Source organism: Halonotius sp. GCM10025705 (genome assembly GCF_042662885.1).
Lineage (GTDB): Archaea > Halobacteriota > Halobacteria > Halobacteriales > Haloferacaceae > Halonotius > Halonotius aquaticus.
This window is the reverse complement of sequence record NZ_JBHSZD010000001.1, coordinates 1,022,318-1,037,352: the sequence shown is the minus strand read 5'-3', so window position 1 is coordinate 1,037,352 and position 15,035 is coordinate 1,022,318. Positions and strand designations below refer to the sequence as shown.

The window sequence follows — 15,035 nt, the reverse complement described above, 5'->3', positions numbered from 1 at the left end:
GCGATATTGTTGGTTCGCTTGTGTCGGCGTGTCAGTAACCTTTAACCGATCCAAGGCGGTAATTCAGGGCAAGATGGCCAGTGAGAAAATTCTCGGTATTGACCTTGGCACCACGAACAGCGCGTTTGCAGTGATGGAGGGTGGCGACCCGGAGATCATCGTCAACGGCGAGGGCGACCGGACGACCCCATCGGTCGTCGCCTTCGACGACGACGGCGAGCGACTGATCGGCAAGCCAGCGAAAAATCAGGCCGTTCAGAACCCCGACAAGACGATCCAGTCGATCAAACGCCACATGGGCGAAGAGGACTACGAGGTTGAGATCGACGACGAGAGCTATACGCCCGAACAGATCTCGGCGATGATCCTCCAGAAGATCAAACGCGACGCCGAGGAGTATCTCGGCCACGACGTCGAGAAAGCCGTTATCACCGTGCCGGCGTACTTCAACGACCGGCAGCGACAGGCGACGAAAAACGCCGGCGAGATCGCCGGCTTCGAGGTCGAACGCATCGTCAACGAGCCGACCGCGGCGTCGATGGCCTACGGGCTTGACGATGAATCCGACCAGACTGTTCTTGTCTACGACCTTGGTGGCGGCACGTTCGATGTCTCTGTGCTGGAACTCGGCGGCGGCGTCTACGACGTGGTTGCCACGAACGGTGACAACGACCTCGGTGGCGACGACTGGGATGAGGCGATCATCGACCACCTCGCCGACGAGTTCGAAGACGACCATGGGATCGACCTCCGCGACGATCGGCAGGCTCTCCAGCGACTCAAGGAAGCCGCCGAGGAGGCGAAGATCGAACTCTCCTCGCGGAAGGAAGCCAACATCAACCTCCCGTTCATCACGGCGACCGACTCCGGTCCTGTCCACCTCGAAACGTCGATCACGCGGGCAACGTTCGAGAACATCACCAAAGAGCTGATCGAGCGAACGGTTGAGCCGACCGAGCAGGCTCTGGACGACGCCGACAAATCGAAAGGCGACATCGACGAGGTCATTCTCGTCGGCGGATCGACCCGGATGCCGCAGGTGGCTGACCAGGTCGAAGAACTCGTCGGTCAGGAGCCCAAGAAAAACGTCAACCCCGACGAAGCCGTCGCGCTCGGCGCGGCGATTCAGGGCGGCGTCCTCGCCGGCGATGTCGACGACATCGTCCTGCTCGATGTGACGCCGCTGAGCCTCGGGATCGAGGTCAAGGGTGGCATCTTCGAGCGACTGATCGAAAAGAACACGACGATCCCGACCGACGCCTCGAAGGTCTTCACCACGGCGGCGGACAACCAGACCTCAGTCCAGGTTCGCGTCTTCCAAGGCGAACGCGAGATCGCCGAGGAGAACGAACTGCTCGGGGAGTTCATGCTGTCTGGGATCCCACCAGCGCCCGCAGGAACGCCGCAGATCGAAGTTGAGTTCTCGATCGACGCCGACGGCATCGTCAACGTCTCCGCCGAGGATCAGGGCTCGGGCAACGCCGAGTCGATCACCATCGAAGGCGGCGCCGGCCTCTCCGACGAGGAAGTCGAACGGATGCAGGAAGAAGCCGAGCAACACGCCGAGGAGGATCAGCAACGTCGCGAGCGGATCGAAGCCCGCAACGAGGCCGAGGGCGCGGTTCAGCGCGCCGAATCCCTGCTTGAGGAGAACGAAGAGCAGGTCGACGACGATCTTGAGGCCGATATTCAGGATGCGATCGAGGATGTCGAAGCAGTCCTCGAAGACGACGACGCCGAAACCGAGGAGCTGCAAGAGGTCACGGAAAACCTCTCGGAGGAACTCCAGGAGATCGGCAAACAGATGTACCAACAGCAGGCCCAGCAGGCTCAGGCCGGCCCCGGCGGCGCGGGCGGCCCTGAAGGCGGCTTCGGGCCCGATGGTGCCGGCGCAGGCGGTGCTGCTGGTGCTGACGGCGAGGGCGACGAGTACGTTGACGCTGACTTCGAAGACGCCGACGAAGACGACGAGAAAGACGAGTAAGCCCTCGCGCGCTGTCTGACTGTTACTGAGCTATTTCTTTCTGATTGTTGCTGCTGATTCAATCCTAAACACTGGGATAGTCGGCGTCGGCGATGACGCTGTCAGTTGTGATGATCGCATCCGTCCCTCGGGCACGATGACTGGCGACGATCAAGCCGTCGTGAATGCTAAACTCGCTTTCCACCTGCGCGTACTCGATGAGTGCCGCGTTGTCGACTGGGGCAACCGACACAGGGCCGTCCTCGACCAGTGCCCGTCTGGCGTCGTCCGGTGTGCCCGCGAGTGAAACACCCCGGATCGATTTGTCGTGGTCGACCGAATACAGCACTTCGGCGAGTGCTGTGCTCGGGGGCTGTATCACGGCTTCCCCGGCTTCAGCCTCGGCGAACACCCGGTCGGCAGCGTGAGGCAGCGCATCAACAAGATACACCAGCATCGAAACGGCGTCGGCTGTATACGACTCCATCTACTCCTCCTCGTAGTTTCGATCCCGGCGGGTTCGCAATCGGGTCGCCAGCTCCGATGCGATCTCGTCTCGCGTCTCCTGGGGGTATCGTCAGGAACGAGCATGCCGCGACCACTCCCCTGCGTTCGTTTTTTCACGACGATTCCGTCGTCTGTATCCACCCACACCACCTCGTCGCCGGGTTCCAGATCGTATTTCTCACGGAGGGGCTTGGGATCGTCGCTTGGCCCTTGTCCGTGACACGCGTTGACTTGCTCATGTAGGTAATACCATCTGTAATATCTCAAATCGTATGGAGAATTCTGTCCGTACTGTGGCCCAACATAGCACAGATTTCAGTCGCCAGTCGCATCGAATCAGTTCAAGCGTTCACTGTGTCGGAAAGCGTTAATGACATCCAGTGACAACAAGGGACGCAAATGCCCTATCACGTCGATGAACTCCGACGAGATGAGCCGTTCCCGGTCAGTCCGGAGACGAACGAACACGCCGCACTGCGATTCCTCGTCGCCAACCACGACTATGGTTTTTCACCATCAGAAATCGCCACCGAGACCGAGATCAGCAAGAGCAGTGCCTCGAAAACAATGAGCCGGCTTCATGAAAAGGGACTCGTCAATCGCTCTCAGGGAGCATACTATATCGATCCGGAACGGGTCGAATCGCTCAAACGCCGACTGGAGTCGCTGGATGCTGCTGTCGACCTCTTCGATGACGCGCCGGACGATGCCTACGCCGACGCGGGCTGGGAGGACGAACTCCCGGAACTCGATCCAAGCGAGGGATCCGCCAGCGGCGACACTGGTGGTATCGACGCCGAAACACTCGTTGCGAACTGTGAGGTCAACACCGAGGAGTAATTCGTGTCCTACAGTCATGGGGCGGTCGTATCAATCCCCGATCCGTACGACCGCCGACCATCGCGTCCCGCGGTCGTTATCTCCGACGAACAGTGCCCGGATTACGGGCGTCGCTACACCGTCGCCGCCCTCACCAGCAGCGACCGCTACGGCGACCACCCGTACGCCGTCGCCATCGACGCCGACGATCCAGAAACGGGTGAACTCCTGACTCGATCATATCTCGAACCGTGGGCAACCCATCGGATTGCTCACGAGGACATTCGAGCGATGCACGCCCGCTTGCCGCGGCGACGATGAAGCGGATCGCTACGGCCTACGCCGAAATGATCCTGCGCGGGTGAGCCGATTCCGTATCGGGCCAGCGAGTGTTATCGCTCCGCAGTCGGTTCCATTGTCGTCAGTGCTTCGAGGAGCGTCACAGCCGGTTCCTTCGCCAGCGGTTCGTTGCCGTTGCCACACTGCGGTGACTGCACGCAGGCCGGACAGCCATCGGCACAGTCACAGTCGTCAATTAGCCGAGCGGTACGGGTCATTAATTCCTCGACGATCTCGAAGCCGGCTTCGGTGAGGCCGACGCCACCGGGGTAGCCGTCGTAGATGAAGACGGTCGCCCGCTCGGTGTGGGGGTGGTGTGGGATCGACAGCCCGCCGATGTCGCCGCGGTCGCAGAGCAGCATGAACGGGAACAGCGAGATCATGCCGTGTTCGGCGGCGTGAATGCCGCCATTAAATTCCCAGTCTGAGTGGGTCTCCCGGAGGTCGCGTTCGACGGCCGGCGGGACGGTGAAATAGAGGGCTTTCGTTCGCAACGTCGTTTCCGGCAACTCCAGCGTTTCCTCGCCGATGACCTCGCCGGTGCGGCGATCCTTGCGTTGAAATCCGGTGATGCGCTCGGTGACGGTGGCATCGGCGAAGTGGACGGTCGCCTCGGGGACAGCCTCTGTATCCGCCTCAGCGTCACCCGTCGCGTACGGCAGTGACTTTTCGGTGAGATCGTCGTTGACAACGACCGATTTCTCCGCAAGGACTTGCGTGTAGTAGTCGGCCCACGAGGGTTGGAGTTCGGCGACATCGCGGTCGAGATCCAATTTACTTACCTCGTAGGTCTGGCCCTGCTGGTGGTAGATCGCACCGCGGTGGGCGTCCCGGAGGGCATCATCGAAGCCCAGCGTGGCGATCACGTCGTTGCTGCGAGCGTCAAGGAGGTCGATCTCGCGGTCGCCGATCGTTCGGAGGTTCATGGTGTGCTGTGGGCTGCCGTTGCCGTCGTGCAGCCAGCGAATGCCATCCTTCGTCTCACGGCGATCCAACCGACCCTCGTCGACTAACTCGCTGACAGCGTCAGGAAAGTCCGCGCCAAAGTGTGTCTCGTCGGCGGTCGACAGCCAGTTTTCAGCCGCGGCGCAGGCAACGTGATCCGCCAGCAACTCACGGTTGTCGGGATCGACGATGGCCTGCTCGGGGTCGGCCTCGAAAAACTCCTCGGGGTGTGTCATCAGATACTGGTCGAGTTGATCCTCCCCGCCGACGAACGCGACGAGGGCGGGATCGGTGCCACGACCGGCGCGGCCGGCCTGTTGGGAGGCCGACATTCGGGTACCCGGATAGCCGTCGAGGATGACAGCGTCGAGGCCGCCGATGTCGACGCCGAGTTCGAGGGCGTTCGTACTCCAGATGCCTCGCAAATCGCCGGACTGGAGGTCGCCTTCGATCGCCCGGCGGGTGTCATGGTTGAGTGCGGCCTGATAGGCGCGGATCTTGCCGGCGAGGTCGCGCTCGCCGCGATTGTGGAGTTCGTCGCTGCTCTCGGTGGCGTACTGCTCGGCGGCCTGCCGAGCGCGAGTGAACGCCAACGTCTGGTAGCCGCGGGCGACGAGGTCGACGAACAGCGATTTCGATTCGGTGTGACTCGACCGCCGACGGCCGCTGCCGTGACCGCGCTGGGCATCTTCGTACTCGGGCGGGTTCCACAGCAGCCAGTGTCGCGGGCCGCGCGCGCTGGTATCGTCGTCAACGAGGGCGAACGACGACTCGTCGCGGCCGGTGATCCGGGCGGCGTGTTCGACTGGGTTGCCGATCGTCGCCGAACAGCAGACGAACTGTGGATCGCTGTCGTATCGCTCACAGATGCGGTTCAGTCGGCGGAGCACGAGAGCGACCTGCGTGCCAAAAACGCCGCGATAGCCGTGAATTTCGTCGATGACAACGGTTTCCAGCGACGAGAAAAACCACTCCCACAGGCGGTTGGCATAGGGCAGCAGCGCGAAATGAAGCATATCCGGGTTTGATAGCAGGACTGTTGGCCGGCGGTCGCGGACATCTCGCTTTTCGCTATCGGAGAGGCGGCCGGTGTACTGATCGACCGACACCCGGCTGCCGAAGCCGAGGTCGTGAGCGAGTTCTGAGAGTGTTTCGTCCTGATCAGCGATCAGCGCGTTCTGGGGGCCGAGATACAGCGTTCGCCCGCCGTGATCCATCGCGCGCTCGAATGCCGGCACGGTGTAGGCGAGACTCTTGCCGCTGGCGGTTTCGGTGGCGATGACGGCGTTGTCGCCGTCGCGGACGGCGTTGATAGCGGCGGCTTGATGCTCATAGAGCTGGTCGATCCCGCGGTCGGCAAGGGCTGATTCGAGCCGGGATTCGAGGTCGATATCGGCGAACTCGGCGTCGCGGGCTGGGAGGGTTCGGTGGGCGACGATCTGGCCATCGTAGTGGGGGCGTGTTCGCAGCCAGTCGACGAGCTCGTTCACACCCGTCGTTCGGTTCCAGCGATGCTAACGGTTGTGGTGGGTGGTCGCTGTGTAGGCGGATCGACAGCCAGTGAAGTCGCCAAACCGATTAATTCACAACGGCGCACGGAAACGTTGAGATATGTACGAGACGGTGCTGTTCCCGACCGACGGTAGTGAGGCGGCCAGCGAAGCCGCATCTCACGCGATCGATCTGGCGGACAAACATGACGCTGCCATGCATATTCTCTACGTCGTCGACCACGAGCGCGTGAGCCAGATGGCTCCCAAACTTGGCAGTGACCACATCAAAGGAACACTCCAGGAAGAGGGCGAACGCATCACCGATGAGGTTGCTGACGCTGCGAGTTCGGCAGGCCTCAATACGGTTGTGAGCATCCGTGAGGGCGCGCCCGGCGAGACTATCACGAACTACGCCGACGATATCGACGCCGATACGATCGTGATGGGTACCAACGGCCGAACGGGGATGGATCGGCTGCTGATGGGCAGTGTCGCCGAACGCGTGATCCAAAACACGGAGCTGCCGGTCATGACAGTCAAGCGAGCCGAGGACTGAGGCGGCTGGTCGGCGTGTGCGCACACAACGATAAGGGATTTATGAGGCTGTCTCCTTCCGACTGATATGACCGGCTCCCCCGTCGCGTGGCTCCGCGACGAACTGTTCACGATGGGGCCACTCTCGGATGCGTTGATCTGGGTCGTCGTGCTCCTCTTTGCGGCCGCCGGCATCACCGAGTGGTACGGCCGCCGCTCGGGAACGGATCTCATGCAGCAGGCACGGGTGACCGCGACAACCGCATGGGTGGGCTTTGGGCTCTTTTGGCTCAACTCGGTGCCATTCTGGTGGTTTGAACACCAGAGTTTCGTCGAGGCATTCCTGGCGTTGATTGGTGGCCCAGCCTGCTTCTATGCGGCTTACGAGCTCTACACCGGGCGGACGACGCTGTTCGTCCTCTCGCGAGCGATCGCCGTCATGGGCTTCATCTACCTCCCATTTGAGACGATTCCGGCAATTACGGTCGGTGGCCTCGCGCTACCGGCCCCCGGCAGTATCTCATCGAGATCACGACTGTCATCACCGGCTGGATCATCTCGGCGGCCGGCTACTCGCCGGCCCTCGTCGAGAGCCCGGAAGGATTCATGGCAACCTACCAGTGGACGCTGAGCGACGGCCACATCTACAACGTCTATATCGTCTTGGCCTGTACCGGCCTCGGCAGTATCGCCGTGTTCAGCGGCCTCATCGCGGCTGTGAGAGCCCCGCTCCGCCGAAAGCTCCGCGCGCTGGCGGTCGCCGTGCCGATCATCTTCGTGCTCAACGTGTTCCGCACCGCCTTCATCTCGATCGCCGCCGGCAACCAGTTGATGCACTGGTTTCCTGATGCGGTGTTGTTCCTGTTCGGGGAGACAAACCCCTATCGCGTGTCGTTCCTTGTCTCCGATCGCATCATCAGCCAACTCGGCGCGGTCGTCGCGCTCATGGCGATCACCTATCTCGTGGCTCGACAGCTTCCGGAGTTGTTGACCGTTCTGGAGGATGTCCTCTACCTCCTCACCGGTGAAGATCACGACCTGCAGGCTGCCTTGGAGCTACCGCGCGAGCCGGTTGCTGAACAGCCCGGTGCCCAACAGAGCGACTGACCTATCGATCTGACTCGGTTGGAAGAAGCGATTCTGGTGCGCCGGCAAGCGATTCCAGCGCGTCGGCCTCAACGTGGTGCAGCTCACCCGGAATGACGAGTAGGTGCAGCGGGTCGCCAAAAGACCGCTCGGCCAGCGCCGACAGCCGGTCGGCGGCAACGACAGGCTCCGGACTCCCAGCACGAGCGACGACAACAGCGAGTTCGTCTTCCCAGTCGTTTGCCAACAATCCGGCGGCGTGGTCGGCGGTCATGTAGGGATCGTCGGTGTCGAGGGCTGAGAGCTCGCGGTGGCTGTCAACCTTGATGTCGAGATAGACCAGCGTATGCAGCCCACGCTCGCGGTTGGCATCGATTGCGTCGATAACGCTTGGAGGCACGTCGCCCGATTCGTGCAGCCCAGGAAACGGGAGCGTGACGGCCTTGCCGAAGCGGTAGTTTTGCAGCCCAGTCAACCCGCTGGCGGCGGTTTCGGCGGTGACACCATGGATCACGCGGGTGTCGATCCCGCGGTCGGCCGCTCGCACCCGGAGGTCGGCGTGGGTCGTCGAGATCATCGTATCACCGGCGGTGAGAAAGACGGCGTCGCCGTTCTCGGCAGCCTGCAAGATCGGTTCCGGATCCTGTTCGACGCCAGCGCGATCCCGAACCTCGATCTCGATCCCGTGGTGGGCTTCGAGATCGTCGACATCGGCTCCAAGCAGGCGGCTGGTGTAGAACTCCGCAAACACGCGGTCGGCCGCCTGAAGTGCGGCTTCGCCCTCGCGGGTGATCGACCCCTCGTCGTAGAGCCCTAACCCAATGAACGTCAGCATACCCCGACAGAGCGTGGCGAGGTGAATAAACGCCCTGTTCGGTCGCGCAGTGTGGGGTTCACTGCTCAAAACACAACAACGATCACAACGAATGCGAGGAGAATCGTCCCGGTCAACAGCAGTTGCGCAAGTGCCGAGCCCAACACGCCGGCGGCAGTGTAGATCGATCGCCGGGCGGCCGTCTCCATATCGGCTCCCTCGGTGAGCTCTAACAAAAAGACAGTGCCGATGACGCCGACGATGATGCCCAGCGGGCCGAGCACGAACAGCAAAACGAAGCCAACAACGGCCGCGATAAGCGCGGTTCGGTTCGAAGAGCCGCTCAGCTTTGCCGCCACCGGGCCGCCGACGTGGTCGACGACGACCGTGCCAATCGCCGCCAGTGTCAGCCCACCGATGGCCAGCGGGCCGAGCGGATCGCTGCCGAACAGCGCGTACGCCCAGATTCCGGCCAGCGAAAAGAGCCCAGAGGGAACCGCTGGGAGGACGCTTCCGACTATCCCAGCGACCAACAGCCCGACGGCGACAACGAGAACCACCTCAACCATATCACCACTGGGCTGTCGAATGCGAAAAGGGATGCGGCCGGGTGGCTATCGGTGCTCCCGTTCGCTGTACCTTGCGCTTAGTCCTCGTACGTCGCGCGCTCCTCGGCGATGATGTCGCCGCCGGCTTCATCATCGACAGCCTCACAGAACTGCCTCGCAATTGTCCCGAAAGCACGTTTGCATTGCCGCTCAGAGACAAATCCGAGTTCGTCGGCGACGGTCGCCCACGGCGCGCACTGTAATACTTTCCGCACGAGCAGCCGCTCGGCTCGCGGCGACAACTCGGCGATCGGGCTGATGAGATGGGCCATCGCAAGCTGCTGAAACACATGCGGAGCCGCCTCATAGGTTCCTGGCCCGTAAGCGACGCCCGCGAGAACACGCCAGCCGCGGTCGTCAAGATCGAGTGTGCCCAGTTGGGTGTCATCAGCCGACACCGATACCGCACGCAACACACCACGGATCACGTCCGGCGAAACACCCGAAAGCGTGTCGGCTAACTGTCCCGCGATCCGCTCGCGGAACCATCGGCTATGGCGGGCAGTGAGGTCGGTGCCCGCCGTCGAACACGGCCGCAGCATGAGCGCGGAGTGTTCCCCACTTGTTTGGTTTCGCGTCACTGAGAAATGGACGGGTCGATACCCGTTTACGCGCCAAAACGACAGCAGACGCGGCGTTGCACCGAAGCCAACGCCGACCCAGTCGACGGCGTCACCGAACTCGTTGTGACACCGCGAGAGGAGTTCCGAACCCAATCCACGCGACCGGGCGGCGTGGTGGGTGGCGATCCGCATCACGCGATAGCCGACTGGCCCCGCCGCCGTCGGATCCCGCAGTTGGCTTGTCAGGACGTCCGGCAGCATATTCCCCTGGACGCGCTGGCCGCGGTAGATCTCCGCTTGCTGCTCGCTGCTGAGTCCCCCTTCGCGGGCGAGCAGCGCGACCGACACCGGATGGCCGTCGGCCAGCAACGCGCGCAGTTTGAGGTTCGGCGCGTCGAGCAGGCGAACGATGTCGTCGGGCTCAGTCTTGTAGTGGGCGGCGACCAACAACCCGACAACTGACCGGAACAGACTCTCGTCGTCGACGAGGTCGTCAGCTGTAAGTGTGCGATAGGACACCGTCTCGGGTGTTGCGTCGGCGACGAGCTGGTCGGCCGGCGGCTCCGCATCAAGCAGGAGCGTCCACGCAGCCACGCCTCGATTGGGTCGCCCTGCCCGTAGCGGATCGGTTCACGGAGTTCGATATCGGTCACATCGTGGGAGGACACAGCCAGTCGATCGCGGAACCGAACCGCAAACCCACGGCCCGATCCCTCGTAGCCGTGGACTGTCGTACAGAAGCCGACAGCCGGTGCGTCAAGCAAGCGTTCCAGCAATCGAACCGGGAGCGCGGCCGCCTCGTCGACGATCACCACGTCGGGCTCACTTGGGAGGTCGGCGGCGTCTGGCGGCGATGCAAACCGGATGCGACCGCCGGCTGTCGTCGCCAACGGCGGCTCGATTTCGTCAGTGTCGCTGTCAGCCGACTCGGCGGCAGCCGGATGATCGAGTGTCGCCAGCAACTTTGTGGCTCGCTCGAAGAGTTCGGCCGCGTTGTCGAAGTCGGGTGCCGTCACGAGGACATCCCGGCCATCAGCCGCCAACGCGGCGGCGGCCAGCCCGGCCGCACTCGACTTGCCACGGCCGCGGTCGGCTTCGACGACGACAGCGTTGCCCGGGCTCGACAATGCTGACAGGCCAGCAACCGCGCGAGCCTGATCGCCGGTTCGACAGGCTTCGTATGCGGCGTCGGGAAACGGGGTGTCGGTATATTTGCGTGGGTCAGATGGGGGTGTCGACTGTGACCGACTGATCAGGCCGTCGCGCTTGATCGTGATTTCGTCCGGGGTGTCGTCGTTCGTTGCCGCCGTCGATGGCGGCAGTCGCACGATCGCCACACCCGGATGTTGGCGTAGTGTTGTGACTAGCCGTCGCCGAAAGTGGTTGCCAACATCGTCGCGCGAAAATGGCGGAACGGCCACCTGATCGACCAGCGCGGTGAGTTGATTTGGAATCGCCTCCAGTGGCGGGAGCACCAACACGAGGAGTCCGCCGCCGTCGACCGCGCCGGTGACCTGACCGAGGGTGTTGGCCGAAAAGCCCTCGTGGCAATCAAGCACAACGATCTTGCGGGTTGTTCCGAGCAGCTCGTCGGCGTGATCAGGGTGTAGTCGGTGGTATCTGAACCCCTGCTGGGTCGTCACGAGACTCACCGCCTCGTCGTCGACGCCGGCCGCCGCAATCGCGGTGTAGGCGGCGTCGATGCCGGCCTCACGGTCGCCGGTGAGCGCGAGCAGCCGTCGCTCATTGGCGGCGTGGGCGTTCTCTCGGAGGCTGGCGACGAGACCCCGCAGATCCATACTCTGGCTTGCAGCAGCGTCGGCAAGGCTCTTTCCGTCTATGCGTCGTCGCCCGTTCGATCCGCGTCGCCATCGCTGGCTGTGTCGCCGCCAAATCGGTCTGGTTCGTCGTACCGGTCTAACAGTGCTTGGCGGTGTTCCAGTTGCTCCGTCGCCTGGCGGAGGACACCCAGCAGCGTGTGAATCTCTCTCCTGTCGGATGGGCACGCCCGATCAGCCGGCGCATGAGTCGCTGGGTTTTCTCGCGTTTTCGGTCGTTGTAGCGTTGGGCGTCGAGAAACTCGGCAAAATAGTCGTACAAGCGCTCGATGTCGGCTTCCGCGGCGCGCTCGTGTTCGCGGTCAGGCAGTTGGGTCTCGTCGACAGTGAGATCACGGAGTTCATAGAGGACGATCGTGGCGGCCTGTCCAAGATTGAGGACAGGGTAGTCGTCGCTGGCAGGGATCGAGCAGATCTGATCCAACTGCTCGATCTCCTCGTTGTAGAGTCCCCGCCCCTCGCGGCCGAAGACGATGGCTGTCCGGCTATCAACCGTCTGCAGCGTCTCGGCCAACTCGGCGGGTGTGGTGTAGGGGAATCGGCGGTGACGACGACTATCCTCGCCGGTGATCGCGGTACAGCCGACGGTGTGATAGGTGGTAACTACTTCCTCGAAAGAAATCTCCTCGGCATTCGGTAACACGTCCTCGCGGGCGTGACCGGCGAAGCCGTAGGCCTCGCCGTCAGGATCCAACGGCGGTGGATCGACCAGTTTGAGATCCGAGAGCCCGAAGTTCTTCATCGCTCGGGCGATGGTGCCGACGTTGCCCGGCGTTTCCGCGCCGACAACGACGACAATCGGTTCGTGGCCGCTCATTCGTCGGCGGTCGGGTAGTCCATGTCGGTCTCGTCGATAACCCCGTCAGCGAGCGCGTCGTTGGCGGCTTCGGCTGTCTCGTCGTCGACGTACTCCCGCAGGTCGATCCGTTCCGGCTCATACCCCTCCGACAGCATTGCGTTGAGCTCTTGGGCGTCCGGTGGATCAGGCAGCCCCTCGGGATCAGTCTCGACGTGTTCGACCGCCTCGAACTCCTCGGGGCGCGGCCGCCATTGTCGAACCACTCCTCGAAGGCATCATCGAAATCGGCGGTGCCGCGGTACTCGCTGCCACCCTCACTCTGGTACCAGTACAGAAAGTCTGCCTCGTGGTCGGTACAGAGGACAACCTCGTCGTTCGGTTCGCCGTAGACGACCGCCGCCTGTCTGGCGCGGTGAATCTCCTCTTCGCCGTGGATCAGCCGGCAGGCGTCACACGGCTTCTCGACCAGCGAGACGAGACGAAGCAGTCGCTGGCGGTCGTCTTTGGGGATCTCTTCAAGCTGTTTGAACATCCCATCGTCGTTGAAGATGTCAGCCTCCGCAAATCGCCAGCCGCGAAGCCCGACGTTGACCTTGCCCATAGCAGCCCTACCGGCGGGGCGAATAAAAACCGACTGGCTCCGCCGCCGCGGTAAATCTCCATCGGTAGCGGCACGACCGGACGGTCTATACTTCCCGCAACCGTGTCTGTGGTATGCGAACTGTCGATGCCGCCGGCCTGCGGATCGGTGACGACCACCCGCCCCGGATCATGGGCGTGTTGAACGTCAGCAGCGAATCACCCTATAAACCGAGCGTGTTCAACAGCCCGAGCGAGGCGGCCGAGTACGTCGACCGCGAGTTGATCGACGAAGGGGCGGATATCGTCGATATCGGCCTCGAATCGGCCAACAAGAAATTTGAGGTGCTCTCCGCGGAGGGCGAACTTGATCGCCTTGAGACCGCGCTGGAAACCATCGAGAGCGTCTCCGGGGATGCCGTCTTCTCGATCGAAACACGCTACCACGAGGTTGCCGAGGCAGCCCTCGACGGCGGCTTTGATATGGTCAACGACATTTGCGGCTTCGCCGACCCGAAGCTGCCCGAGATCTGCGAAGAGTACGACGTTGCAGTCGCGAAAATGGCCTCGCCGCCGGATCTCGAAGCTCCCGGTGCGATCGAGGATGTCGACGACATCTACGACGCACTGGAACTGAACGGCCTGACCGACAAAACGATCATCGACCCCGCCTTCGGCGGCTGGAGCGAAGACAAAACCATCGAGGACGACCGTGAGACGTTCCGCCGGCTGCGAGAGTTCCGCGGCTACGGCCACCCGATTTTGGTGTCGATTAACCGGAAGAACTTCCTTCGATCCGTGGCCGGCCGTGAGACCGAAGGAGCCCTCCCGGTCTCGCTGGCGGCGACGGCGATGGCGGTCGAACGCGGGGCGCACGTCATCCGAACCCACGACGTGGCCGAAACGCGGGATGCCGCGCTGATCGGCAACGAATTCAGTCGAGATCGGCTTCGGGAAACAATCGACGGAGTCGCCGTCGAGGAAGCTGGATATCACAACACAGCGAGAGGCTGAGCGACATCTCGACCGGTACGATACAACAGACACGGCTGCCGACGACAGTGTGACCAGAACGTTCGAACTCACTGGGCTGCACCCCGACAGTCGGGAGCAGTTGCTCAATACTGTTGGTGAGACGCCGGTGACCGCTGTCAGCGGTGCGTCTGACAACGGACTGGTATTGATTGGCACACCAGCCGGGTTCAAATCGCTTACACGCCGGATTACGGGCGACTCATCCCGGCTAGCCGCGACCATGGAATGTATCAGCGAACGGTGCTGTTAAGAGAAAACTTATGCCGGATGATGCTAAACGACAAGATGGACGCCGGAACGGCATTTGGGTAGGGGTACTTGATGCCACTCCGGCCCATACAATATCTCAGCTGACGAGCATCCCGCTTGTCAGCGGATTTTTATTACACCGATGAGCGACAGCCTCGCGTTTACCGAGTGGGAGCCGATCTACGAGGCGATCCTCGCGGATTTCGGCTTCAACCGGGTGGCAGACGAGCGTGCCCGTGACGTTGCCGCCGGAGTTGCCACGCCGTTTGACACCGATCGCCTCGCCGCGTTCGATGGTGCGACCGTCGCCATCGTCGGTGCCGCGCCGTCGCTGACGGCCGAACTCGCTGCGTTCGATCCCGACAGCGTCGACGCCATCGTTGCCGCCTCGACCGCGGTCGACGTACTGGCCGACGCCGACATCGCGGTCGATCTGATGGTTACCGATCTCGACAAAAACACGGCGACAGCGCGCGAGCTTACCCACCAGGGGACGCCGGTGGCGGCCCACGCCCACGGCGACAATATTCCGGCTGTTCGAGAGTGGCTACCGCAGTTCGACAGCCAGCACACACTGGTGACGACGCAGGCGGCTCCAACCGACGCTGTCGCAAACGTCGGCGGGTTTACCGACGGCGACCGCGCGGCGTTTTTCGCCGACGCCTTCGGTGCTGACGAACTTCGGTTTCTCGGCTGGGAGTTCGACGATCCGGCCGTCGGGCCAATGAAGACTCGCAAACTGCAGTGGGCTGAACATCTGCTGTACTGGCTGGAACGTCGCCGCGACGACCGCTTCGACGTGCTTGAGGGCCGCCGTGACGCGCTGACAACTGATCTGACGACGCTGTCGACGAGCCCCTGATC

General features: G+C 62.6%; 9 protein-coding genes and 6 pseudogenes. 7 read left to right on the top strand and 8 right to left on the bottom strand.

Translation table 11 applies throughout. The annotated features are described in order from the left end of the window. The first annotated feature begins 73 nt into the window (after positions 1-73). Positions 74-1,984, top strand: a complete 1,911-nt coding sequence (dnaK, locus tag ACFQJB_RS05880; protein WP_379725003.1) for a molecular chaperone DnaK — start codon at positions 74-76, stop codon at positions 1,982-1,984. Between the two features lie 64 nt (positions 1,985-2,048). Here dnaK and ACFQJB_RS05875 read toward each other — a convergent pair whose 3' ends face one another. Further along, the gene (locus ACFQJB_RS05875) at positions 2,049-2,450 is read right to left on the bottom strand and encodes a hypothetical protein (protein WP_379725000.1); all 402 of its coding nucleotides are present in this window, start codon (positions 2,448-2,450) and stop codon (positions 2,049-2,051) included. Continuing rightward, a pseudogene (locus ACFQJB_RS05870) lies at positions 2,451-2,709 on the bottom strand (AbrB/MazE/SpoVT family DNA-binding domain-containing protein). Between the two features lie 160 nt (positions 2,710-2,869). Here ACFQJB_RS05870 and ACFQJB_RS05865 point away from each other — a divergent pair. Beyond that, a complete protein-coding gene (locus tag ACFQJB_RS05865; protein ID WP_379724997.1) occupies positions 2,870-3,310 on the top strand; it encodes a MarR family transcriptional regulator in 441 nt (146 codons plus the stop codon). A gap of 3 nt (positions 3,311-3,313) precedes the next feature. Further along, on the top strand, positions 3,314-3,610 hold the full coding sequence (locus ACFQJB_RS05860) for a type II toxin-antitoxin system PemK/MazF family toxin (RefSeq protein WP_379724994.1): 297 nt from the start codon (positions 3,314-3,316) through the stop codon (positions 3,608-3,610). Positions 3,611-3,681: 71 nt separating this feature from the next. Here ACFQJB_RS05860 and ACFQJB_RS05855 read toward each other — a convergent pair whose 3' ends face one another. Further along, complete coding sequence (locus ACFQJB_RS05855) at positions 3,682-6,063, bottom strand: DEAD/DEAH box helicase (RefSeq protein WP_379724991.1); 2,382 nt, start codon at positions 6,061-6,063, stop codon at positions 3,682-3,684. Positions 6,064-6,184: 121 nt separating this feature from the next. Here ACFQJB_RS05855 and ACFQJB_RS05850 point away from each other — a divergent pair, with 121 nt between their 5' ends. Both ACFQJB_RS05850 and artA read left to right on the top strand, forming a co-directional pair. Continuing rightward, on the top strand, positions 6,185-6,622 hold the full coding sequence (locus ACFQJB_RS05850) for a universal stress protein (RefSeq protein ID WP_120100062.1): 438 nt from the start codon (positions 6,185-6,187) through the stop codon (positions 6,620-6,622). A gap of 111 nt (positions 6,623-6,733) precedes the next feature. Further along, a pseudogene (gene artA, locus ACFQJB_RS05845) lies at positions 6,734-7,707 on the top strand (archaeosortase A). Position 7,708: 1 nt separating this feature from the next. Here the strand turns inward: artA and dph5 are convergent. From dph5 to ACFQJB_RS05820, 5 genes and pseudogenes are all read right to left on the bottom strand, one after another. Next, positions 7,709-8,521, bottom strand: a complete 813-nt coding sequence (dph5, locus tag ACFQJB_RS05840) for a diphthine synthase (RefSeq protein WP_379724988.1) — start codon at positions 8,519-8,521, stop codon at positions 7,709-7,711. Between the two features lie 65 nt (positions 8,522-8,586). Continuing rightward, complete coding sequence (locus ACFQJB_RS05835; protein WP_379724985.1) at positions 8,587-9,069, bottom strand: DUF456 domain-containing protein; 483 nt, start codon at positions 9,067-9,069, stop codon at positions 8,587-8,589. Between the two features lie 77 nt (positions 9,070-9,146). Further along, positions 9,147-11,470: pseudogene (tmcA, locus tag ACFQJB_RS05830) on the bottom strand (tRNA(Met) cytidine acetyltransferase TmcA). A gap of 38 nt (positions 11,471-11,508) precedes the next feature. Then, positions 11,509-12,326 (bottom strand): annotated as a pseudogene (locus ACFQJB_RS05825) (RNA methyltransferase). Continuing rightward, positions 12,323-12,909, bottom strand: a pseudogene (locus ACFQJB_RS05820) (hypothetical protein). Before ACFQJB_RS05820 ends, ACFQJB_RS05825 begins: the two co-directional pseudogenes overlap by 4 nt. Before the next feature lie 113 nt (positions 12,910-13,022). Between ACFQJB_RS05820 and ACFQJB_RS05815 the strand changes: the two are divergent. Together ACFQJB_RS05815 and ACFQJB_RS05810 are read left to right on the top strand one after the other, a co-directional pair. Beyond that, positions 13,023-14,172: pseudogene (locus ACFQJB_RS05815) on the top strand (dihydropteroate synthase). 141 nt (positions 14,173-14,313) lie between these two features. Further along, positions 14,314-15,033, top strand: coding sequence for a 6-hydroxymethylpterin diphosphokinase MptE-like protein (locus ACFQJB_RS05810; protein ID WP_379724982.1), 720 nt, complete (start codon positions 14,314-14,316; stop codon positions 15,031-15,033). Positions 15,034-15,035: the final 2 nt, after the last annotated feature.